Origin of the sequence: Streptomyces sp. NPDC058464 (assembly GCF_042721035.1) — a bacterium.
Taxonomy (GTDB): domain Bacteria; phylum Actinomycetota; class Actinomycetes; order Streptomycetales; family Streptomycetaceae; genus Streptomyces.
Genome location: NZ_JBHXMA010000001.1, coordinates 486,017 through 505,653 on the forward strand (window position 1 = coordinate 486,017; position 19,637 = coordinate 505,653).

At 73.1% G+C, this 19,637-nt stretch carries 21 protein-coding genes and 1 pseudogene; 12 read left to right on the forward strand and 10 right to left on the reverse strand.

The features are described from left to right. Positions 1-4: 4 nt before the first annotated feature. Positions 5-874: a DUF6397 family protein gene (locus tag ACFWPQ_RS02530; protein WP_384029154.1), complete on the reverse strand. Its 870-nt coding sequence runs from the start codon at positions 872-874 to the stop codon at positions 5-7. 127 nt (positions 875-1,001) lie between these two features. Continuing rightward, entirely contained in the window at positions 1,002-1,415 is a 414-nt protein-coding gene (locus tag ACFWPQ_RS02535) for a roadblock/LC7 domain-containing protein (RefSeq protein WP_384029156.1), read from the reverse strand. 95 nt (positions 1,416-1,510) lie between these two features. On the opposite strand from ACFWPQ_RS02535, the gene ACFWPQ_RS02540 reads away from it, so the two are divergent. Continuing rightward, complete coding sequence (locus ACFWPQ_RS02540) at positions 1,511-1,939, forward strand: PPOX class F420-dependent oxidoreductase (protein WP_384029157.1); 429 nt, start codon at positions 1,511-1,513, stop codon at positions 1,937-1,939. 3 nt (positions 1,940-1,942) lie between these two features. On the opposite strand, the gene ACFWPQ_RS02545 is transcribed toward ACFWPQ_RS02540, so the two are convergent. The 5 genes from ACFWPQ_RS02545 to ACFWPQ_RS02565 all read right to left on the reverse strand — a co-directional run bounded on the left by ACFWPQ_RS02545 (position 1,943) and on the right by ACFWPQ_RS02565 (position 6,930). Beyond that, positions 1,943-2,548, reverse strand: coding sequence for an ATP/GTP-binding protein (locus ACFWPQ_RS02545; RefSeq protein WP_384029159.1), 606 nt, complete (start codon positions 2,546-2,548; stop codon positions 1,943-1,945). Positions 2,549-2,746: 198 nt separating this feature from the next. Beyond that, a complete protein-coding gene (locus tag ACFWPQ_RS02550; protein WP_384029160.1) occupies positions 2,747-3,160 on the reverse strand; it encodes a DUF742 domain-containing protein in 414 nt (137 codons plus the stop codon). Between the two features lie 18 nt (positions 3,161-3,178). After that, positions 3,179-3,616, reverse strand: coding sequence for a roadblock/LC7 domain-containing protein (locus tag ACFWPQ_RS02555; RefSeq protein ID WP_361281118.1), 438 nt, complete (start codon positions 3,614-3,616; stop codon positions 3,179-3,181). Further along, complete coding sequence (locus tag ACFWPQ_RS02560) at positions 3,613-6,120, reverse strand: nitrate- and nitrite sensing domain-containing protein (RefSeq protein WP_384029163.1); 2,508 nt, start codon at positions 6,118-6,120, stop codon at positions 3,613-3,615. Before ACFWPQ_RS02560 ends, ACFWPQ_RS02555 begins: the two co-directional genes overlap by 4 nt. 36 nt (positions 6,121-6,156) lie before the next feature. Further along, positions 6,157-6,930 (reverse strand): MHYT domain-containing protein, encoded by a 774-nt coding sequence (locus ACFWPQ_RS02565; RefSeq protein WP_384029165.1) that lies wholly within the window; start codon positions 6,928-6,930, stop codon positions 6,157-6,159. A 151-nt stretch (positions 6,931-7,081) separates the two neighbouring features. On the opposite strand from ACFWPQ_RS02565, the gene ACFWPQ_RS02570 reads away from it, so the two are divergent. From ACFWPQ_RS02570 to ACFWPQ_RS02585, 4 genes and pseudogenes are all read left to right on the forward strand, one after another. Beyond that, complete coding sequence (locus tag ACFWPQ_RS02570; protein WP_384029167.1) at positions 7,082-7,681, forward strand: class I SAM-dependent methyltransferase; 600 nt, start codon at positions 7,082-7,084, stop codon at positions 7,679-7,681. Positions 7,682-7,713: 32 nt separating this feature from the next. Continuing rightward, positions 7,714-7,917: pseudogene (locus ACFWPQ_RS02575) on the forward strand (PadR family transcriptional regulator); the annotation flags it as partial. Positions 7,918-8,021: 104 nt separating this feature from the next. Next, positions 8,022-8,327, forward strand: coding sequence for a hypothetical protein (locus tag ACFWPQ_RS02580; protein WP_384029169.1), 306 nt, complete (start codon positions 8,022-8,024; stop codon positions 8,325-8,327). 159 nt (positions 8,328-8,486) lie between these two features. Continuing rightward, positions 8,487-9,341, forward strand: a complete 855-nt coding sequence (locus tag ACFWPQ_RS02585; protein WP_384029171.1) for a hypothetical protein — start codon at positions 8,487-8,489, stop codon at positions 9,339-9,341. A 60-nt stretch (positions 9,342-9,401) separates the two neighbouring features. Here the strand turns inward: ACFWPQ_RS02585 and ACFWPQ_RS02590 are convergent, their stop codons facing one another. Then, positions 9,402-9,584: a hypothetical protein gene (locus ACFWPQ_RS02590; RefSeq protein WP_089106542.1), complete on the reverse strand. Its 183-nt coding sequence runs from the start codon at positions 9,582-9,584 to the stop codon at positions 9,402-9,404. 385 nt (positions 9,585-9,969) lie between these two features. On the opposite strand from ACFWPQ_RS02590, the gene ACFWPQ_RS02595 reads away from it, so the two are divergent. Both ACFWPQ_RS02595 and ACFWPQ_RS02600 read left to right on the forward strand, forming a co-directional pair. Beyond that, a complete protein-coding gene (locus ACFWPQ_RS02595) occupies positions 9,970-11,229 on the forward strand; it encodes an alpha/beta hydrolase family protein (protein WP_384029173.1) in 1,260 nt (419 codons plus the stop codon). A gap of 203 nt (positions 11,230-11,432) precedes the next feature. Then, complete coding sequence (locus ACFWPQ_RS02600) at positions 11,433-12,773, forward strand: esterase-like activity of phytase family protein (protein ID WP_384029175.1); 1,341 nt, start codon at positions 11,433-11,435, stop codon at positions 12,771-12,773. A 15-nt stretch (positions 12,774-12,788) separates the two neighbouring features. On the opposite strand, the gene ACFWPQ_RS02605 is transcribed toward ACFWPQ_RS02600, so the two are convergent. Both ACFWPQ_RS02605 and xylA read right to left on the reverse strand, forming a co-directional pair. Beyond that, positions 12,789-13,343, reverse strand: coding sequence for a hypothetical protein (locus ACFWPQ_RS02605; protein ID WP_384029177.1), 555 nt, complete (start codon positions 13,341-13,343; stop codon positions 12,789-12,791). A 182-nt stretch (positions 13,344-13,525) separates the two neighbouring features. Beyond that, positions 13,526-14,692 carry a xylose isomerase gene (gene xylA, locus ACFWPQ_RS02610; RefSeq protein ID WP_384029179.1) on the reverse strand — a complete coding sequence of 389 codons (1,167 nt, stop codon included), beginning with the start codon at positions 14,690-14,692 and terminating at the stop codon, positions 13,526-13,528. Between the two features lie 227 nt (positions 14,693-14,919). Here xylA and xylB point away from each other — a divergent pair, with 227 nt between their 5' ends. From xylB to ACFWPQ_RS02635, 5 genes are all read left to right on the forward strand, one after another. After that, positions 14,920-16,365 carry a xylulokinase gene (xylB, locus tag ACFWPQ_RS02615; RefSeq protein ID WP_384029181.1) on the forward strand — a complete coding sequence of 482 codons (1,446 nt, stop codon included), beginning with the start codon at positions 14,920-14,922 and terminating at the stop codon, positions 16,363-16,365. Between the two features lie 44 nt (positions 16,366-16,409). Further along, entirely contained in the window at positions 16,410-17,618 is a 1,209-nt protein-coding gene (locus tag ACFWPQ_RS02620) for an ROK family protein (protein ID WP_384029183.1), read from the forward strand. A 144-nt stretch (positions 17,619-17,762) separates the two neighbouring features. Beyond that, positions 17,763-18,254 carry an NUDIX hydrolase gene (locus tag ACFWPQ_RS02625; protein ID WP_384029185.1) on the forward strand — a complete coding sequence of 164 codons (492 nt, stop codon included), beginning with the start codon at positions 17,763-17,765 and terminating at the stop codon, positions 18,252-18,254. A 181-nt stretch (positions 18,255-18,435) separates the two neighbouring features. Beyond that, positions 18,436-18,624: a hypothetical protein gene (locus ACFWPQ_RS02630; RefSeq protein WP_384029187.1), complete on the forward strand. Its 189-nt coding sequence runs from the start codon at positions 18,436-18,438 to the stop codon at positions 18,622-18,624. After that, positions 18,621-19,634 carry an acetamidase/formamidase family protein gene (locus tag ACFWPQ_RS02635; RefSeq protein ID WP_384029189.1) on the forward strand — a complete coding sequence of 338 codons (1,014 nt, stop codon included), beginning with the start codon at positions 18,621-18,623 and terminating at the stop codon, positions 19,632-19,634. Before ACFWPQ_RS02630 ends, ACFWPQ_RS02635 begins: the two co-directional genes overlap by 4 nt. The last annotated feature ends 3 nt before the right edge of the window (positions 19,635-19,637 follow it).

Consider the following 19,637-nt stretch of genomic DNA (forward strand, 5'->3'; position numbering starts at 1 on the left):
CCGGTCAGTGGGCGGGGCGCGGGTTTCTGCGCAGCAGCCAGCCGCGCAGGCCTCGGGAGAGTTTCGGCCGGTCGAGCGCCGGATGCCGGGACGGTGCGGCGGGGCGGAGCACCGGCCGGTGCGTGCGGGCTTGCGCGACTTCCCGGGCCAGGTCGTGCCGGAACCAGTCGATCTCGTCCGGGTCGGCCGCCGTCATGAGCTCCTCGGCGAGCTGCGCGGCGGGCGAGCCCGGTGCGCCGTGGGCGGGCGGGGCCGGCCGCAAGGCCGTGACGTGGGCGCGTTCCTGAGGGTCCGTGAGCACGTCGTCGATCTCACCGGGGTCCAGGAAGCCGGCCACCACCCCGGCCCGCTCCCACGGCCCGTCCGCCTGCCGCAGCAGGAAACCACAGTGCCGTCCGCGCCAGTTGCGGGCCCGCTGGTCCGCGCCCGCCCGCAGCCGGTCGCTCAGCTCCGCGGGCGTACGGCCGGTGAGCAGCCGGGTGTTCTTCTCGTCGGCGGCGAACTGCCGCAGCTCCTCGGCGAGATAGAGCCAGACCACGGCCCGGTACCGATTCGGGTACCACTTGACCGGAGTCACCAGGCCGAGTTTCGCGAAGCGGGTGAACCTGCCCGCCGGGACGGCCATCAAGGCCGCCCCCTCGGTCGTCCCCACGGCCCGCACGCTCTCGCGGAGGGCTTCGGCCCGGCCCTGGAGCCGGTCGATCTCGGTCCGTGGGACGCGGCGGCCTCCGCCGCCTCCCTCGTCGGGTACGGTGCGGATCCGTCCGAGGTGTACCGCGAGGTCGAACTCACCCCGTTTGAGGCCCAGTTCTCGGGCGGCGCGGCTCGGCGCGCAAGTGAGCGGGCGGGACTGGGTGAGGATGGTGCCGGACATCGTCGTACTCCCCCGTGGAGTGGGTGGCTCGCACCCGGTGCGCTTGCCGTGGATACGACCGTAGCCGGTTCGGCGAGACTCGTGGCAGGCCTGTGGATAACTCCGCCACGGGGGATGAATCCGCAGGTCAGAGGTCTACCGTGGAGGACCGCTCCGGTTGCCTGGCGTCCACTGCGAGGTGCTCGCCGACACGGTTGACCAGGAGGGTCATCTCGTAGGCGATCTGGCCGATGTCGGCCTCCGCACCGCTGAGCACGCACAGGCAGCTGCCGGTTCCGGCCGCGGTGACGAACAGGACCGCCTCGTCGTACTCGATCATCGTCTGGCGGACCTGGCCCGCGCCGAAGTGGCGTCCGGAGCCCTTGGCAAGGCTGTGCAGCCCGGAGGCGACGGCGGCCAGATGCTCCGCGTCCTCCCGGCGTAGGCCCGTGCTCGCTCCTGTGACCAGTCCGTCGTTCGACAGGACCAGCGCGTGCCGCACGTGCTCCACACGCTCGGTCAGGTCGTCGAGCAGCCAGCCGAGTCCCTGGTTCTGCGCCATGTCGTAGCGTCTCCCCGTGTAGCGTCTCCCCCTGGCTGGAGGATCTACCCGCCAGCCTTCCCCACCACCGGCGTCCGGGCAAGGAGGATGGGGACATGGCAGAGAAGATGACCGACGAGGAATGGCGGGCGTTCGTCTCGCACGGCACCCGCACCGGCAAACTGTCCACCGTAAACGCCGATGGCAGCCCGCATGTGGCCCCCATCTGGTTCCTGCTGGACGGGGACGAGCTGGTCTTCAACACCGGTAAGGACACCGTGAAAGGGCGCAATCTCGCCCGTGACGGGCGTGTCGCCCTCTGTGTGGACGACGACCGGCCCCCCTTCCACTTCGTGGTGCTGAACGGGCGTGCCCGGCTCTCGGAGGACCTGGACGAACTCCGTGATTCGGCCACCCGGATCTCGGCCCGCTACATGGGGGCGGAGCGCGCGGAGGAGTTCGGCGCCCGCAACGGCGTCCCCGGCGAGCTGCTGGTCCGGGTCACCGTGGAGAAGGTGGTGGCGCTCAAGGACCTCACGGGCTGAGGCTCAGCCCACCGAGTCGAGGAGCCGGGCGGTGTGCATCCGTCCGGCGTACTCGACGAGCCGGATCAGCACCTCCTTGCCGGAGTCCCGCTCCCGGGCGTCGCACAGGACCACGGGCGTGCCCTGGTCCAGGTCGAGGGCCCGGGAGACGTCGTGGGCGCCGTAGCTCCGGGCACCGGTGAAGCAGTTGACGGCGACGACGAACGGGATGTGCCGGTGCTCGAAGTAGTCGACCGCCGGGAAGCAGTCCTCCAGGCGGCGGGTGTCGGCGAGGACGACTGCGCCGAGTGCTCCTTGCGACAGCTCGTCCCAGAGGAACCAGAAGCGGTCCTGGCCCGGGGTGCCGAAGAGGTACAGGGAGAGGCCGGAGCGGATGGTGATGCGGCCGAAGTCCATGGCGACGGTGGTGGTGACCTTCTGGTCCACGCCGTCCGTGTCGTCCACCAACTGGCCGGCTTCGCTGAGCATTTCCTCGGTGCGCAGCGGCCGGATCTCGCTGACGGCGCCTACCAGGGTCGTCTTTCCGACGCCGAAGCCGCCGGCGACCAATATCTTGAGCGCCATGGCCGACGCGTCGTCGGCGGTGGACTCGGAGTGCTCGGAGACCATGATCACTTCTCTCGGGAGGGCTCTCGGGAGGGTCTTGGAGGGCCGGGAGGACCTGCTGCGGTGGACGTCGGGACACCCGCGACGCGGCACGGGATGGTGCGAAGCCAGCATCATGACAACTGCCGTCCCGTCGCGGACGGTTGGACCGGAACACGTCTGTTCTGACCGGCTCGCGCCCGGTTGGTTCCGGATGCTCGTCTACAGTGCCCGCAATCCCTCGATGACCTCGCGCAGAATCCGTTCGTCGGGCAGCTGGGCCGGTGGCACCGGGCGGCTCACCGTGACCCGGCCCAGTTCCAGCAGGTCGCCCAGGAGCACCCGGACCACGCCCACGGGGAGGTCGGCGCCGGCGGCGAGTTCGGCGACGGACTGCGTCTCCAGCCGGCACAGGTCGACCAGTGCGCGGTGTTCGGGGCCGAGCGCGGTGTCGTCGTCGGTGCCGGCCGCGCCCGGGTCGAGCGTGACCAGGGCGATCAGGTCGAACTTCACGCCGGTGGGGCCGGGTCTGGTGCGGCCCCCGGTCATGGCGTAGGGGCGGACCAACGGTCCGGCCTCGCTGTCGTACCACTGGCTGCCCGGCTCGATCGGGACGCCGGTCGTGTACTCGGTCATCGGTGGCGGACTTCCGGCTCAGCCGGCGGCGGGCGGCCGGGCGGCGACGCGCGGCGCGGTGTAGAGGTGCTCGCCGACGCGTTTGACCAGGCGGGCCATCTCGTAGGCGACCAGGCCGATGTCGGCGGTCACGTCGGTGAGCAGGGCGAGGCAGGAGCCGTCGCCCGCGGCGGCCACGAAGAGGAAGGCGTCGTCCATCTCGACCATGGTCTGGCGCACCCCGCCCGCTCCGAAGTGCCGTCCGGCGCCCTTGGCGAGGCTGTTGAAGCCGGAGGCCACGGCGGCGAGGTGCTCGGCGTCCTCGCGTTCGAGGCCCGTCGACGCGCCGACGGCGAGTCCGTCGTTGGACAGTACGACGGCGTGCCGTACCTCGCTGACGCGCAGCACCAGGTCGTCCAGCAGCCAGTCGAGTTCGCCGGAGCGCCGGTCTGCCCTCGTGCTCGGGTCCTGGATCATGGGCGGTCTCCTTCGGTGCTGTCGTTGCCCTCTTCGGATTCCGGGGCGGCTCCGCGGCCGGGCTGTCTGCCTCCGCCGCGCGTCCAGCCGTCGCGGTAGGCGGTCATGCGGTCGCGGACGAGTTCGGGGGTGCGCTCGTCCCCACCGCGGGCGGGCGCGGGCTCCTCGGCGCGAGGATCGCGCAGTTGGGGGGCGAGGCTCGCCTGCCGTACCCGGCGTGGAAGGTCGTCGTCGGCGGGCTCGGAGTCGTGCGGTGGGCGGTGCGGCCTCAAGGTGGTGACTCCGGGGGGCGGGGGTTCGGGCGCCGGGCGCGGTGCGGTGCGGGTGGCGGCGAGGGCGGGCCGGCCGGCGGGGGCCGGCTCCGGGAGAGCTGCGGCGCGGGGCACGCGCGCGTGGGCACGTGGCGGTGCCTGTCCGGTGTCGGCCACCGGACCGGTGGAACGTTCCGCCGAGCCGCCGTGCAGCAGGGCCTTCGGCAGCAGGACCACCGCGGTGGTGCCGCCGTACGGGGACGTGCGCAGATGCACCTTGATGCCGTGGCGGGCCGCGAGCCTGCTCACCACGAAGAGGCCGAGCCGGTCGCTGTCGAACAGGTCGAGGGCCTCGGACTGCTCGATGCGCCGGTTGGCCTCGGCGAGGGTCTCCTGGCCCATGCCGAGCCCGCGGTCCTCGACCTCCAGGGCGTAGCCGTTGCCGACGGGCTCTCCGACGATGCGCACGCGGGTGTGCGGCGGCGAGAACTGGGCGGCGTTCTCCACCACCTCGGCGAGCAGGTGGGTGAGGTCGGCGACGGCCGCGCCGACGACGGCCGCCTCGGGGAGCTGTCGTACTTCCACGCGCGCGTAGTCCTCGACTTCGGACACGGCGGCCCGTACCACGTTGGTCAGGGACACGGGCATCCGCCAGGCACGGCCGGGGGCGGCTCCGGAGAGGATGATCAGGCTCTCCGCGTGGCGGCGCATCCGGGTGGTGAGGTGGTCGAGGCGGAAGAGGTCGCTCAGTTCCCCGGGGTCGTCGGAGCGGCGCTCCATGCTGTCCAGCAGGCTCAGCTGGCGGTGGACCAGGATCTGGCTGCGGCGGGCGAGGTTGACGAAGACTCCCGAAATGCCGCTGGCGAGTTCGGCGCGTTCCACGGCGGCGCGCAGGGCGGCGCGGTGCACGGTGCCGAGGGCCTCGGCGACCTGTCCGGTCTCGTCCTCGGCGGGCGGTCCCGGGGGCGCCTCCGCGCGTACGTCGATCTCCTCGCCGGCCCGCAGCCTGTGCATCGCCTCGGGGAGTTTGCGGCGGGCGATCTCCAGGGCGCTGTTGCGCAGGCTCACCAGCTCGACGACGAGACCGCGCCCGATGCGGACGGAGATGACGAGCGAGGCGACCACGGCGAGGAGACCGAACAGGACGGCGGCGCCGGCAGGGGTGAGCAGGCCGCGGGCGAAGGGGTCGGCCCGGCCCGCGACCGTGCGTGCCGTGTCGGCCTGCATCTTCCGCATGCCGTCCTGCACGCGTGTGTGCGCGGTGTCCCAGGTGGCTTCCGGGGCGGCGCCGACCGCCTTGGCTCCGGGTGAGCTCGCGAGGATCCTGTCCTCGGCGGCGGTCAGCGCGGTGTAGTCGTCGCCGTCGGCGAGCCGCTGCCACGCGGTGCGCCGGGCCCCCGGCAGATCGGCGACGGCCGTGTCGGTGAGGACGCGGCGGGTGTCGACGGCGCCGGTGAACAGCCGCAGCCGCCGGCCGTCGAGGCCACCGGCCAGCCGGGCGCCGCCGAGGACGGCGTCCTCCTGGGCCAGCGCCTCGCCCGCACGGGAGAACTCGAGCAGCACGCGCGCGTCGGAGCCCATGTCGTCGGCCTGGATGCCGGTGAGGGCGCCGTCCACGGCGAAGCCCGAGGCGATGGTCTGCGTGTACTGCCCGTAGGCCGCGTCCCAGCCGGTGCCGCGGTTCTGCACCGCCCGCCGCAGCGCGCGCAGTTGCTCGGCGCCGGTGACGAAGGCCTTCAGTCTCTGGGCCACGCCGGAGGGCAGCTCCTCGCTGTCGGCGACGGTGCTGTCCTTGCCGAGCCGTAGTGCGGCCACGGCCTGATCGGTACGGGCGCCGAGCCTCTTGAGGTCGGCGATCTGTTCGGCGGCGGGGTCGGTCGCGTACCGGACCGCTGCGGCCCGCTCGGCCTGGAGCGCGGTGACGGCGGCGGCGACCGGGGTGCGCAGCGCGGCGTCGACGCGCTGCGACTGGCGCAGCCGGGAGACGTCCTGTGCCGTGGTGACCGTGGCGTACGCCCACAGGGCGAGCAGGGACATGACCGGCACCATGAGCAGGCAGACGACCTTGGCCCGCACGGTCCGCGGGCGCAGCCGCCAGCCCCCGGGCCGCGTGGGCGCGTTGTCCGCCGCGGTGCCGGGCAGGTCGTCGACCGGTTCGTCGGCAGGTGGTCCGGCGTGTGCGCGACGGCCGCGCTGCGGCTGCGCCGACGGTGTCTCCGGGCCTGCTGTGGGGGTCCTACGGGGTGTACGCATGGCCTCCTCGCTCGGGAAAGGTGGGTCGGCGCCGGGTCAGGGTGCGGCGCTCGTGACGGGCCGTTGGGCCGAGGCGGACGCCTCGCGCTCCCCTGCCGTGGGCGAGAGCGCGACGAAGGCGGAGGTGAGGAACAGATAGGACCCGAGGCCGACGGCGAGGGGGAAGATGAACTGCATCGCCGTGGCCCCGGGCAGCGGGCTGCCGGAGGGCGTGACGTGCACGCTGACCGCGAACATCCCGGTGTAGTGCATGCTGCTGACGGCCGCTCCCATGACCAGGGAGGCGGCGGTGACCGCGACGGGCGACCTGATGTTGAGCGCCGCCCACAGGGCCGCGGTCGCGGCGACCACGGCGATGAGGACGGAGAGCCCGACGAGCATCGGGTCGTAGCGCACGGCGCCGTGCAGTCGGACGGCCGCCATGCCGAGGTAGTGCATGCTGGCGACGCCCAGGCCGGTGGTGAGTCCGCCCAGCAGGAGCGCCCGGTTGCGGTCGCGGCTGTAGCCGACGGCGAAGACGCCGGCGCTGACGACGACCACGGCGACGAGCAGGCTGAGGACGGTCAGCGGTACGTCGTAGCGGATGTCGGTGCCGCTGACGCTGAAGCCGAGCATGGCCACGAAGTGCATGGTCCAGATGCCGGTGCCGATCGCGGAGGCCGCGGTGAGCAGCCAGTTGCGGCGCGAGCGGCCGGTGCTGCCGAGCGCGCGGACGGTGCAGCGCAGCCCCAGTGCGGCGCCTATGCAGGCCATGACGTACGACAGCGCGGGGGTCAGCCAGCCGAAGGTGGCGTGGTCCAGATGTCCCATGGCTCAGGGACGCTAGGGGGGCATGGGCGCACAAAGGGGGCGCATTTCGAAAGGTGTTGCAATATGACTCAGAGATGTGCCGGAACGATCGCGTCCCGCTCGAACGTGCGCGCAGGGTAGTCCTCCGTGACGGTGAGGGATCATACGGACCATGAGCGATGACCACACGCACGTCCGGGAGTTCTTCACCGCGCGAGCGGCCGGCTGGGACGACAAGTTCCCCGACGACGGTCCCGCCTACGCGGCCGCGGTCGCCGATCTGGGGCTGCGCACGGGCGACCGGGTGCTCGACGCGGGGTGCGGCACCGGGCGCGCCCTGCCGCCGCTCCGCCGGGCCGTGGGACCCACCGGCGCGGTCCTCGGGATGGATCTCACCCCGGCGATGCTCCAGGCCGCCCGGCGGGCCGGCCGGGACCGTGACGGACGCTTGCTGCTCGCCGACGTCGCCGCGCTGCCGATGCGGCCGGAGTCCCTGGACGCCGTGTTCGCCGCGGGCCTGATAGCCCATCTGCCCCGTCCGGCGGAGAACCTGCGGGAGCTGGCGCGCGTGGTCCGCCCCGGCGGCTGCCTGGCCCTGTTCCACCCCATCGGCCGGTCCGCCCTGGCGGCCCGCCAGGGCCGGCAGATCACACCGGACGACCTGCGCGCGGAGGCCAACCTCGGCCCGCTGCTCGCCGGTGCGGGCTGGCGCCTGACGTCGTACGTGGACGAGGACGCGCGGTTCCTGGCGCTGGCGGTCCGCGGACGTTAGCCGGCGACCGCCGCGGCGAAGCCCTCGGGACGGCCCGGTCGGCCGTCCTGCGCCGGCGACTGGCCTTCCTGGAGGAGCCCGCGAGCTTCTTCTACGACGGCGACCGGCCGCTGCGCGCCGAGGAGGTGGACGACCCGTTCCGCCGCGGCATCCTGACCGTCGCCCGCGCCACGAGCCGTGCGGAACCGGCCTGGCTGCGCGCCCCCATCGCCTCGCCGGAAGCCGAGGCCGGCTGAGGCGACCGGGCGGGGCCCTCTTCTGTTGCCGGGGCTTCAACTCTACGTTCGACAGAGGAAGCCACGTGTTCGCAGGCGACAGCCGACCGGGGAAAGGAGCCCGCGTGTTCGACCGGATCCGCAGGTACGCAGGCAGATTTCGAGGCGTCGAGGGCACGGACGTGCCGGAACGGCGTGCGAGCCGTGAGCGGCGTGCACACAACTTGTTCGAGGCGGCGGCCGTCTATGTCGCCGCCCGAGCGGAGGACGACCAGGAGCGAATGGAGGAGGCGGCCGGCTGGGTGTCGCCGGAGGCCCTGTCGTTCGGGGTGAGCGAGCTGGCCTGCCGGGCCGTGATCACCCTGGCACGGGAGCGCGACGAGTCGCCGGCGACGGTGGCTCGCGACCTCCTCGGGCTGCCCGTGGCCTGACCCTCGGTACCGCCGGGATCGCCGCTCTTCCGCGCCGCCGAGGTCGTTTCGTCCGGTCCCGGTGGAAAACTGCAGCTCGCGTGTGGAGGCCGGTCGTGACAACAGCCTTCCCGTCCCACTAGGGTGCGCGCCGTTGGACGAACCACTGGGGAGGCAGGGATGGCCGGGACCGACGAGGGGGCCGTCGCCGCGGACGAGGCACTGTACGTGCTCACGGCGGTGCTGCTGACGCCGGCGAAGTTTCCGAGCGTGCTGGGCGACGACTATCCGGAGGCATGCGCGGCGCTGGCGCTGGCACCGCGCGCCGACGGGTACGGCCTGGTGCTCGGCCAGGACGGCGAAGGGGCGCGCTGGACGGTCGTCATCGACGACGTGTCGCTGGTCGCCGTAGCGATCGCGTCCTGGGACTGCGGCATGGAGTACGACCTGTCGCCGGACGAACGCACGGTGGTCGCCGCCCTGCCCGGCTGGCCGCTGGCGGTCGCCGTGGCGGCTCCCAACGTCCCCGCGCCGCACGACCCCGGCCCGGAGGTGGCGGACCAGGCTCCGCTGACCCCGCCGGACACCAGCACCTGGGGTCCGGCACAGCGACGGCTGGGCGCGGACGAGATCGCCCTCCAGTGGGCGATCTGGCGGGAGCAGATCAGCGACGACCTCTTCCCGGCACTCCCGGCACCGGCGGCGGCCGAGGAAGCCCCGGAAGCCTCCGGGGAGGCCCCGCAGGACGCCGAGGAGGCCCCGCAGGGTCACGTCGGAGTCCGGCGGGTCCTGGCCGAGGCGTGGGCCTACGTGGACACGCCTCCGCCGCTGGGCCGGGTCCGCTCCTCCTTCGCCCCGGGCGACGCCCGTACGCTGCGCGCCGACGGGCCCGGCTGGTCGCTGGTGGCCCGCACCGACGACATCGCCTTCGTGCTCCTCGACGAGGAACCCGGCGAGGTCCTGCCGGTCGGCCGGGGCCCCGAGCTCCCCGGCCTCCTGGAAGCCCTCGACAAGATGGCCGTACGGCCCCTGTGAGCCCTCCCGGTCCGCATCCCGCCGCGGGTGCGGCGGGTCACGCGGCCCCGGGCGGGCGGCTCAGCGGCCGATCTCCTTGCGCGTGACCCGGCGCAGCCTGCGCCGCTGCGAGGGGTCGAGGGCGAGGTACGCGGCCACCGGGACGCCCACCACGATCAGGAACGTCACCCACCAGGGCAGCCATATCAGCAGGATGAGCCCGACCGCCACACCCCCTGCGGCGATCTTCGCGTTCTTCGACATCAGCGTCGCCTCCTTCGCGGCCGTTGCCGCTCTCTGATCTGAAAACGGGCCCGCGCCTCCCTCGGTTCCGGACCGCGACCCTGAGACATCCCTGACGTGGGACCCCTACTGGCCCCTGAGTACCGGCGAGTGCCGACGCGTGCCGAGTCGAACAGATCGTGGAGCAGCCCCGCTCTCAGCGTAACCACTGCGGACGGGTTGCCGCGGCGGACGTTCAGGGGGCGACTCGGCCCTGCAGAAAACCCTGCGGAAACCGCACGAGAAATCCTGCGAGGAACCCTCCGAGGCGCCCTGCGAGGAACCCTGCGGAAAACCCCACCCCCACAGGCCGGTTGGCCGGATGGCCGGTGGCTGCGGGGATTCGTACGGTCACGGTATGAAGCGAATGAGCAGGATACTGGCGATCTCGGCGGTGTCGGCCGCGCTGACGGCGAGCAGCGCGACGGCCGTGGTCGCGCAGCGATCGGGCGCGACGGCGGCTGCCGCCGTCGCCCCGGTGGGGACACACGGGTCACGGGGCGCGGTGGTGTCCGTGGAGCACCTGCGGACGCCGACCGCCCGGCAGGTCGCGGCCGAACTGGCGGGGGACGAGGGGGGTGCCTGGGACACCGGCGCCGTGCGCCACGGCCTGGACACCTTCCGGATCGTGTACCGCACGGTGGATCCGCACGGCCGGCCCACCACCGCCAGCGGGCTGCTGGCCCTGCCGCGCAGTGGTGAACGACGGTTGCAGGCGGTGTCGTTCACCCACGGCACCGAGCTGTACAAGGGCGACGTCGCGTCCGTCTCGGACGAGGTCTGGGACCAGGCCCCCGCCCTGACCTACGCGTCCGCAGGATTCGCCGCGGTGCTCCCCGACTACCTCGGAATGGGTCTGGGGCCCGGCCCCCACCCCTGGATGGACGTGCCTTCGGAGACGACGGCGGCCCTGGACATGCTGCGGGCGTCCCGCACCGTCGCGGCACAGCAGGGCCGGGAGCTGCGCCGTGGGGTGCTGGTCACCGGCTTCTCCCAGGGCGCCTCGGCGGCCCTGGGGCTGGCCCGGTCACTGCAGGAGGGGGCCGACGACTGGTTCCGGCTCCGCGCGGTGGCACCGGTCAGCGGCGCCTACGCGTTCCGGGACGCGGCGCTACCGGCGCTGCTGGCCGGGCGGACGGACCCGAAGGCGAGCGTGATCTACACGGCTCTGTTCCTGGTCGCCTTCAACCGCCTGCACCACCTGTACGACACGCCGGCCCAGGTCTTCCGGACGCCGTACGACCGCACCATCGAGGGCCTGCTGGACGGCACCCACACCGGTCAGGAGGTCGTGGCCCGCACCCCGGACTCCCTCGACGCGCTGCTCACCGCGCGGGGCCGGGCGATGCTGGCCCACCCCACCGGACGGCTGGCGGCGGCTCTGCGCGTCACGGACAGCGTGTGCACCGACTGGACGCCGCGCGCTCCGGTGAGGCTCTACTACGCCGACGGGGACGAACAGGCCGTCAACACGAACACGGCGTACTGCCACGCCGCTCTGCGCGCCCACGGCGTCGACGCCCCGCTGGTCGACCTCGGCACCCCGGACTACGACGGTTCCCGCCACCTCGGCTCCCAGCAGGCGGCGACCGCCGCCGTGGTGCGGTGGTTCCGGACGCTGCGGTAGGCGCTACCGGAGCGCGGACTCCGCGCCGGCGGAGCGGCCGGGAGGCGCGTGCGGGCCGCGGAATCCGACGGTCCGCCGCTGAAGAGCCGAAAACCGGTGATCCGCCGAGTGGCGGTCGCCCTCCGTTCACCGACCGGTCGAACAGCGTTCCCTCTGGGGCCCAACTCTGGCCGCTGTCAACGAACTTGCCACCAGGAGGCCTGATGTCCCCGCACGCCACCGGCAGACGCCGCGTCCACCGTTCTGCCGCGACGGGTCTGCCCCTGGCTCTCGCCGCCGCCCTCGTGGCGGCGGGCACGGCCGAGGCCTCCTCGTCCGGCGCGGCGCACGTCACCCGCACCGCCACCCTCGGTGACATCCCCCTCGGCACCTTCAGCAACACGCTGCTCCCGGGCACCGTGGACAACGACCGGGGCGTGGACCTCGGCGGCATCGGCAGCGACATCTACCCGGCCGGCCGCAGGGGCGAATACTGGACGATCACCGACCGCGGCCCCAACGGCCAGATCAAGGTGGACGGCAAGAAGCGCCGGACCTTCCCGGTGCCCGGTTTCGACCCGGCGATCGTGAAGATCCGCGTCTCCGGCGACGCCGTCGAGGTGATCGACGCGATCCCGATCACCACGTCCTCCGGCAAGGCCGTGACCGGGCTGTCCAACCAGGCGAGCCGGGACGAGGCACCGTACTCCTACGACGCGAAGACGCCGCTGTCGTACAACCCGAACGGCCTGGACACCGAGGGCATCGTGCGCGCGGCGGACGGCACCTTCTGGCTCGTCGACGAGTACGGCCCGTCGCTGGTCCACGTCTCCGCGCGCGGGAAGGTGCTCACCCGGTACGTGCCCAAGGGGCTGAACCTCACCGGCACCGACTACCCGGTGGTCGAGGCCCTGCCGTCCGTCTTCCTGCACCGGAAGGTCAACCGTGGCTTCGAGGGGCTGGCCCTGCTGCCCGACGGGGACCTCGTGCTGGCCCTGCAGAGCCCTCTCTCCCTGCCCGACGGGGACGCCGGGGACGCCTCTCGCACGACCCGCCTGCTGCGCTTCTCGCCCCGGAAGAAGGCGGTCACGGCCGAGTACGCCTACCGGTTCGACCCGGTGAACGTGGTGGACCCGAGCGAGGACGACACCTCCGAGCTGAAGATCTCGTCGATCGTTGCCGTCGGCGGCGACCGGCTGCTGGTCGAGGAGCGCACCGACAAGGCCGCGCGGCTGGAAGAGGTGAAGCTGGACCGCAGGTCGGACATCCTCGGCGGCGCCTACGACGACGACACCACGTCCCCGTCGCTGGAGCAGCTGGACGACCCGGCGGCCGCCGGCGTCCCGGTGCTCGGCAAGCGGCTCGTGGTCGACCTGAACACGGTGACCGGGGTGCCGTTGAAGATCGAGGGCATCGCGCGCGTGAACCACCACACGCTCGCTCTGATCAACGACAACGACTTCGGGATGACCGACGGCGCGGGCGCGTTCGACGCACAGGGCCGCCTCGTCGACAGCGGCATCGAGACGACCCTGGTGTACGTCCGGCTACCCAAGGGGCTGTGAGCCGGGCGGCTGCGACTAGCCCAGGAGTGAGGGCAGGAGGGAGTCCAGGCCGCTCGGCAGCTCACTGGGCAGCTCCGAGGGCCACTGGGAGGGGAACTCGCTCGGCAGGCTCGACGGGAGGCTGCTGGGCAGTTCGGTCGGCAGGCTGAACGAGGGGCGGGGCGAGCCGGACGGGGTCGTACTGCTCGCGGTGGGCTTCTGGTCGGCCGGGTCGTCGCCGTCGGACCTCATCAGGACGACGGCGGCGACGGCCACCGCGGCCACCAGCAGGACCAGTACGGCGAACAGCGGGCCCCTGCGCCGGCGAGGCGGCCTCGGCGGCGGTGGGGGCATCCAACCGACGGCGGTGGGCGGATCCTCGGCGCCGGGTGGGGCGCCGAAACCGGCGTGCGGGGACCGGTCGGACATGTCGTCCGGCGGCGGGCCGAAACCCCCGGCGGAGGACGTGGCGAAGCCGTCGTCCGGGGGCGGTCCGAAACCCCCGTGCGGAGGCGGGTCGTAGCCTCCGCCGGAAGGCGGGGTGCCATCCGGCGGGCCGGGCGGTCGAGGCGGTACGGGCGGCATGGCCATACCGCCAAGAGTCACCGCGTTCCGGTCATCGCGCGAGCCCCGCACCGGAGTTGGCACGGACTCATGCCATGGACCGCATGATTCCGGAGCATTTCCGGTGCGAACCGGCCGTGCGCGCACAGGTGACGACACGCGCGCGCGGGCGTCCGCTCCGCATCGGCCCGCACGCGCGCGTGCGTGGGTCAGCCCCGGGCGCCCAGCAGGTGGTCCATCGCCAGCTGGTCGAGCCGCTCGAAGGCCATCCCGCGTGCGGCGGTGGCGTCCGCGTCGAACTCCTCGAAGGCCGTGCGGTCGGCGAGGAGCGACTGGAGACCGTCCGCGGCGGTCGGCAGGGCCAGCTGGTCCAGGCGGGAGGCGCGCAGGGCCTCCTGGACCTCCGGGTCCGCGCGGAAGGCGGCCGCGCGCTCCTTGAGGATCAGGTAGTTGCGCATGCAGCCGGCAGCCGACGCCCACACACCGTCGAGGTCCTCGGTCCGCGGCGGCTTGAAGTCGAAGTGCTTCGGGCCGGCGTAGCCCGCGCTCTCCAGGAGGTCGACCAGCCAGAAGGCGGCACGCAGGTCGCCGGCGCCGAACCGCAGGTCCTGGTCGTACTTGATGCCGGACTGGCCGTTGAGGTCAATGTGGAAGAGCTTGCCCGCCCACAGGGCCTGGGCGATGCCGTGCGGGAAGTTCAGGCCGGCCATCTGCTCGTGGCCCACCTCGGGGTTGACCCCGTACAGCTCGGGGCGCTCCAGGCGCTCGATGAACGCGAGGGCGTGGCCGACGGTGGGGAGCAGGATGTCGCCGCGGGGCTCGTTCGGCTTGGGCTCGATGGCGAAGCGCAGGTCGTAGCCCTGGGAGGTGACGTACTCGCCGAGGAGGTCGAAGGCCTCCTTCATGCGGTCGAGGGCGACCCGCACGTCCTTGGCGGCGCCGGACTCGGCCCCCTCGCGGCCGCCCCAGGCGACGTACGTCTCGGCGCCCAGTTCGACGGCCAGGTCGATGTTGCGGATGGTCTTGCGCAGCGCGTAGCGGCGCACCTCACGGTCGTTCGCGGTGAACGCGCCGTCCTTGAAGACCGGGTGGGTGAAGAGGTTGGTGGTGGCCATCGGCACCTTCATGCCGGTGGCGTCGAGGGCCTGGCGGAAGCGCTTGATGTGCGACTCGCGCTCGCTGTCGGAGGACCCGAAGGGGATCAGGTCGTCGTCGTGGAACGTCACACCGTGGGCGCCCAGTTCGGACAGGCGCTGGACCGTCTCGACGGGGTCGAGGGCGCGGCGGGTGGCGTCGCCGAACGGGTCCCTTCCCTGCCAGCCGACGGTCCACAGGCCGAAGGTGAACCTGTCCTCGGGGGTGGGCTGGAAGCTCATGCCGCGGCTCCTTGCTCGGGGGCTGTGCTCGATGACTGCGGTGGATGACGGGTGGATGACTGTCGTGCCGACTATTTCGTCATCGCGGTTTACAAATTAGTATGCCGACGCGTCCCTGGGAAGGGTCACCCTGTCCCCGAAGGACGAAAACCGGGTCGCGACACCCCGACGAACCGGGAAAATTGCAGGTCAGGTACACCGCGAGCCGCGGAAAAAGGGAGAGCCCGATGTCAGCAGCCGAGGGTCCGCTCGTCGTCGGCGTGGACACGTCCACCCAGTCCACCAAGGCGCTGGTCGTCGACGCCTCCACCGGCGAGGTGGTGGCGAGCGGCCAGGCGCCGCACACCGTGACCACCGGGGCGGGCCGGGAGAGCGATCCGCGCCAGTGGTGGGACGCGCTGTGCGAGGCGCTGCGCCAGTGCGGGGACGCAGCGCACGAGGCGGCGGCCGTGTCGATCGGCGGGCAGCAGCACGGTCTGGTCACTCTGGACGAGCACGGCGAGCCGGTGCGGCCCGCACTGCTCTGGAACGACGTGCGTTCGGCGCCGCAGGCCCAGCGGCTGATCGAGGAGCTGGGCGGCCCGAAGGCCTGGGCGGAGCGCACCGGGAGCGTGCCGGGCGCGTCGTTCACGGTCACCAAGTGGGCCTGGCTGGCCGAGCACGAGCCGGAGGCGGTCCGCGCGACCAGGGCCGTACGGCTCCCCCACGACTACCTCACCGAGCGGCTGACCGGGCTGGGCACGACCGACCGCGGCGACGCCTCCGGCACCGGCTGGTGGGCGTCGGCGACCGAGGCGTACGACGCGGAGACCCTGGCCCATGTGGGCCTGGACCCGGCCTTCCTGCCCCGGGTGGTCCGGCCCGGCGAGGTCGCCGGCACCGTCCGGGACAGTCACGACCTGCCGTTCTCCAAGGGCACCCTGGTGGCGCCCGGCACCGGTGACAACGCGGCGGCCGCGCTGGGGCTCGGACTGCGTCCGGGCACCCCCGTGCTGAGCCTCGGCACCTCGGGCACGGTGTACGCGGTCTCCAAGCACCGGCCCGCCGACCCGACCGGCACGGTGGCGGGCTTCGCGGACGCGCACGGCGACTGGCTGCCGCTCGCCTGCACCCTGAACTGCACCCTCGCCGTCGACCGGGTCGCGGCCCTGCTCGGCCTGGACCGCGAGGCCGTCGAGCCCGGCACCTCGGTGACCCTGCTGCCCTACCTGGACGGCGAGCGCACCCCGAACCTGCCGCACGCCTCCGGGCTGCTGCACGGCCTGCGCCACGACACCACCGCGGGCCAGCTCCTGCAGGCCGCCTACGACGGTGCCGTGCACGCCCTGCTGGGCGCCCTGGACCTGGTCCTCGACGAGGACGCGGACCGGACCACCCCGTTGCTGCTGATCGGCGGCGGCGCCCGGGGCCGGGCCTGGCAGGAGACCGTACGGCGGCTCTCGGGGCGGCCGGTGCAGGTGCCGGAGGCGAAGGAACTGGTCGCCCTCGGCGCCGCCGCACAGGCGGCCGGGCTGCTGACCGGCGAGGACCCGGCCGCGGTGGCGCGGCGCTGGAACACGGCCGCGGGGCCGGTGCTGGACGCGGTGGAGCGGGACGCGGCGACGCTGGCCAGGATCTCCGGGGTACTCTCCGACGCGGCCCCGCTGCTGGAGCGGGCGCCGGAGAACCGCTGACCGGCAGGGGACTGTCCAGAGGATCCCAGAGGGTTGATGGAGGCATGACCGCACCGCTGCACGAGGCCCGCCCGACGGCTCCCGGCCGTGCCCTGCCGGACACCCAGCAGGGCATGCGCCGGCGCAACCTCGCGCGCGTGATGCACGCGGTCAGCGCGGAGGGTTCGCTGTCGCGGGCCGCGGTCGCCTCACGCATCGGCCTCACCAGAGCGGCCGTGTCGACCCTCGTCGACGAGCTGATCCGCTGGGAGCTCCTGGAGGAACTGGGCCCCGAGCGGCCCAGCCGGGTCGGGCGGCCGGGTTCGGCGCTCGCGGTGAGCGGGCACGGCCCGGCCGGTATCGGGGCGGAGGTCGGGGTCGACCACCTCGCCGTGTGCGCGGTGGACCTGCGCGGCGAGGTACGCGCGCGTGCCGTGCGGCACGGCGCGAACCGGGGCCGGGATCCGCGCCCGGTGCTGGCGGAGCTCACCGGGCTGGTCCGGCGGGTCGTGGCGGACGCGGAACGGGAGGGTCTGTGGCCCGCCGGTCTCGCGGTCGCCGTCCCCGGCCTGGTGGCCCGTGACGGGCACACGGTCGTGCACGCCCCGAACCTCGACTGGCACGGCACCGACCTCGGCGCGCTGCTGCCCGCCGGCCTCCCGCTGACGGTGGACAACGAGGCCAACTTCGGCGCCCTGGCCGAGCTGTGGCTCGGTGAAGCCACGCCGCGCGACTTCCTGCACGTGTCCGCGGAGATCGGTATCGGTGCCGCCGTCGTCGTGGACGGGCAACTGCTGCGCGGCAGACGCGGTTTCGCGGGCGAACTCGGCCATGTGCCGGTCCACCCCGACGGGCCGCGCTGCGCCTGTGGCGGGCGCGGCTGCCTGGAGCAGTACGCGGGCGAGGAGGCGGTGCTGCGCGCGGCCGGCCTCGAATCCCGGCAGGACGCGGTGGGCCTGCTCGCGCAGCAGGCGGGCGCGGACCACGAGGGCGTCCGCCGCGCCCTGCAGGACGCCGGTACGGCCCTGGGCATCGCCCTGACCGGCGCCGTCAACCTCCTCGACCCCGAGTCCGTGGTCCTCGGCGGCGCCCTGGCCGGCCTCGCCCCCTGGCTCCTCCCGTCCCTGGAGGCCGAGCTGGCCGACCGGACGACGGGCCCCGCCTGCCCGGTCTCCGTCTCCCGCCTGGGCCCCGAGGGCCCCCTCCTGGGCGCGGCCCACTCGGTGGTCCGGGCCGTCCTGGACGATCCGGCGAGGGTGGCGAAGCGGGTCTGACCGAGGCGCCCCGGACGGCCTGACCATGCCGCCCCCGGACGGCCGGAAGGTGTCGCTTCCTCCGCCGCCTTCGCACCCGGTGGTTCGGGACGCCCCCGCCGTGGGGAGTCACCCTGAGGTTCCGTAGGACTCCGGGAGGTTGGCGTGGCCGAGTGGGTTCCCCGCGCGGAATGGATCAGGACCCAGCCTCAGGCACTCATCGCCGCATGCGTGTTCGTGCGGGACGAACACGATCGTGTCCTGCTGCTGCGCTACGGCCCCGGCCAGCCGGTGGCGGGCGAGTGGTGGCTGCCGGGCGGGATGCTCGACCACGGCGAGGATCCCCTGACCGCGGCCAGGCGGGAGATGCTGGAGGAGACCGGCATCGTTCTCGGTCCGGCGCTCAGGTTCCTCGGTATCGACCATCGGGCCGATGTGGACGGCACCGGCCCCGTGCTGGACTGCTTCTTCGACGGCGGGATCCTCGCCGAGGAGACGGCGGTACGGCTCAGCGACGAGCACGACCGACATGCGCTGGTCTCCGTACAGGAGTTGGCGGCCACGCCCCTTGTCGCCTCTCCTGCGACTCTCGTCGCACTCCACTCGGCGGCAAGCTCGGGCTCGTGCGCCTATCTGCGCGAGGGGGCACCCGTGTGAGGCCCCCGCTCCCCTTCCACCGTCTTCACCCGTCCGAGTGAGGAAGTTGTCCACTGTCCCCGCGCCGTCCACAGAACCACCGGGCGCCCTTCTGCCCAACCCGCGGGCGCCGTACCGTGATTCACGCGAGGCAACCGCCGGAACGAGGGCACCACTCACGTCGGAGGCAGTCTTCGGCTCCGTGACGAAGCCGACCGCCCCGGTCTCGTACGGCGGTCCGGTGGCCGCCGTCCGGATGGCGATCGGGGTGGTCCTGCTCCTGGTGCTGATCCGGCGTCACCCCGAGCGCATGGCCGAGACCGCGCGGGTCCACCTCGACGAGGACACCACAGGCACCGTCGCCGCACAGAACGGAGCAACACCGCAATGACCGACCCCCGGATCCTCACCGTCCGCCCCGGACCGGACGAGTACGCCTGGACGTTCGGCGGGGCGCCGCCGGTGGCGCGGATCGCGCCCGGCACGGTCCTCGACCTGTACACGGAGGACTGCTTCGCCGGACGGGTGCGGTCCGAGAAGGACCTGGTGTCCGAGGTGTGCGAGTTCCCGTTCCTCAACCCGCAGACCGGGCCCTTCCACGTCGAGGGCGCGGAGCCGGGCGACACCGTCGCGGTGCACTTCGTGTCGATCGAACCCGCGCGGGACTGGGCGGCGTCGACGACGGTCCCCCTGTTCGGCGCGCTCACCTCCACGCACACCACGGCGACCCTCCAGCCGCCGCTGCCGGAGAAGGTGTGGATCTGGCAGCTGGACCGCGCCCGGCGCACGGCCCTGTTCCGGGCGCACGAGGGCGACATCGAGCTGGAGCTGCCGCTGGACCCGATGCACGGCACGGTCGGGGTGGCCCCCGCCAATCTGGAGGTGCGCTCGGCCCTGGTGCCGGACGCGCACGGCGGGAACATGGACACGCCCGAGATGCGGGCCGGCGTCACCTGCTACCTCGGGGTCAACGTCGAGGGCGCACTGCTCAGCCTCGGCGACGGGCACGCCCGGCAGGGCGAGGGCGAGACCTGCGGGGTGGCAGTGGAGTGCGCGATGAACACCGTGGTGATCGTCGAGCTGCTGAAGGGGATCGCGACGCCGTGGCCCCGCCTGGAGTCGGACACGCACATCGTCTCGACGGGCTCGGCGCGTCCGCTGGAGGACGCCTTCCGGATATCGCAGCTCGACCTGGTGCAGTGGCTGGTGCGCGACTACGGCTTCGGCGAACTCGACGCGTACCAGTACGCAACCCAGACGGTGGAATCGCCGTTGGCCAACGTGTGCGACACCAACTACACGTGCGTGGCCAAGCTCCGCAAGGAGTGGCTGCCCGCGCGCGAGACTTACCGCGGACTGCATGCGCGACTGCGCGAGACGGCGGCGACCCTGCGCCGCTGACCA

What these genes read in the sequence shown, in the direction of transcription:
- ACFWPQ_RS02550 (WP_384029160.1), bottom strand. Translation starts at nt 3,160, where the DNA reads ATGACCGAGTACACGACCGGCGTCCCGATCGAGCCGGGCAGCCAGTGG.
- ACFWPQ_RS02590 (WP_089106542.1), bottom strand. Translation starts at nt 9,584, where the DNA reads ATGTCGAAGAACGCGAAGATCGCCGCAGGGGGTGTGGCGGTCGGGCTC.
- ACFWPQ_RS02545 (WP_384029159.1), bottom strand. Translation starts at nt 2,548, where the DNA reads ATGGTCTCCGAGCACTCCGAGTCCACCGCCGACGACGCGTCGGCCATG.
- xylA (WP_384029179.1), bottom strand. Translation starts at nt 14,692, where the DNA reads ATGAGCTTCCAGCCCACCCCCGAGGACAGGTTCACCTTCGGCCTGTGG.
- ACFWPQ_RS02595 (WP_384029173.1), top strand. Translation starts at nt 9,970, where the DNA reads ATGAGCAGGATACTGGCGATCTCGGCGGTGTCGGCCGCGCTGACGGCG.
- ACFWPQ_RS02565 (WP_384029165.1), bottom strand. Translation starts at nt 6,930, where the DNA reads ATGGGACATCTGGACCACGCCACCTTCGGCTGGCTGACCCCCGCGCTG.
- ACFWPQ_RS02570 (WP_384029167.1), top strand. Translation starts at nt 7,082, where the DNA reads ATGAGCGATGACCACACGCACGTCCGGGAGTTCTTCACCGCGCGAGCG.
- ACFWPQ_RS02530 (WP_384029154.1), bottom strand. Translation starts at nt 874, where the DNA reads ATGTCCGGCACCATCCTCACCCAGTCCCGCCCGCTCACTTGCGCGCCG.
- ACFWPQ_RS02600 (WP_384029175.1), top strand. Translation starts at nt 11,433, where the DNA reads ATGTCCCCGCACGCCACCGGCAGACGCCGCGTCCACCGTTCTGCCGCG.
- ACFWPQ_RS02535 (WP_384029156.1), bottom strand. Translation starts at nt 1,415, where the DNA reads ATGGCGCAGAACCAGGGACTCGGCTGGCTGCTCGACGACCTGACCGAG.
- xylB (WP_384029181.1), top strand. Translation starts at nt 14,920, where the DNA reads ATGTCAGCAGCCGAGGGTCCGCTCGTCGTCGGCGTGGACACGTCCACC.
- ACFWPQ_RS02560 (WP_384029163.1), bottom strand. Translation starts at nt 6,120, where the DNA reads ATGCGTACACCCCGTAGGACCCCCACAGCAGGCCCGGAGACACCGTCG.
- ACFWPQ_RS02555 (WP_361281118.1), bottom strand. Translation starts at nt 3,616, where the DNA reads ATGATCCAGGACCCGAGCACGAGGGCAGACCGGCGCTCCGGCGAACTC.
- ACFWPQ_RS02585 (WP_384029171.1), top strand. Translation starts at nt 8,487, where the DNA reads ATGGCCGGGACCGACGAGGGGGCCGTCGCCGCGGACGAGGCACTGTAC.
- ACFWPQ_RS02540 (WP_384029157.1), top strand. Translation starts at nt 1,511, where the DNA reads ATGGCAGAGAAGATGACCGACGAGGAATGGCGGGCGTTCGTCTCGCAC.
- ACFWPQ_RS02620 (WP_384029183.1), top strand. Translation starts at nt 16,410, where the DNA reads ATGACCGCACCGCTGCACGAGGCCCGCCCGACGGCTCCCGGCCGTGCC.
- ACFWPQ_RS02605 (WP_384029177.1), bottom strand. Translation starts at nt 13,343, where the DNA reads ATGGCCATGCCGCCCGTACCGCCTCGACCGCCCGGCCCGCCGGATGGC.
- ACFWPQ_RS02635 (WP_384029189.1), top strand. Translation starts at nt 18,621, where the DNA reads ATGACCGACCCCCGGATCCTCACCGTCCGCCCCGGACCGGACGAGTAC.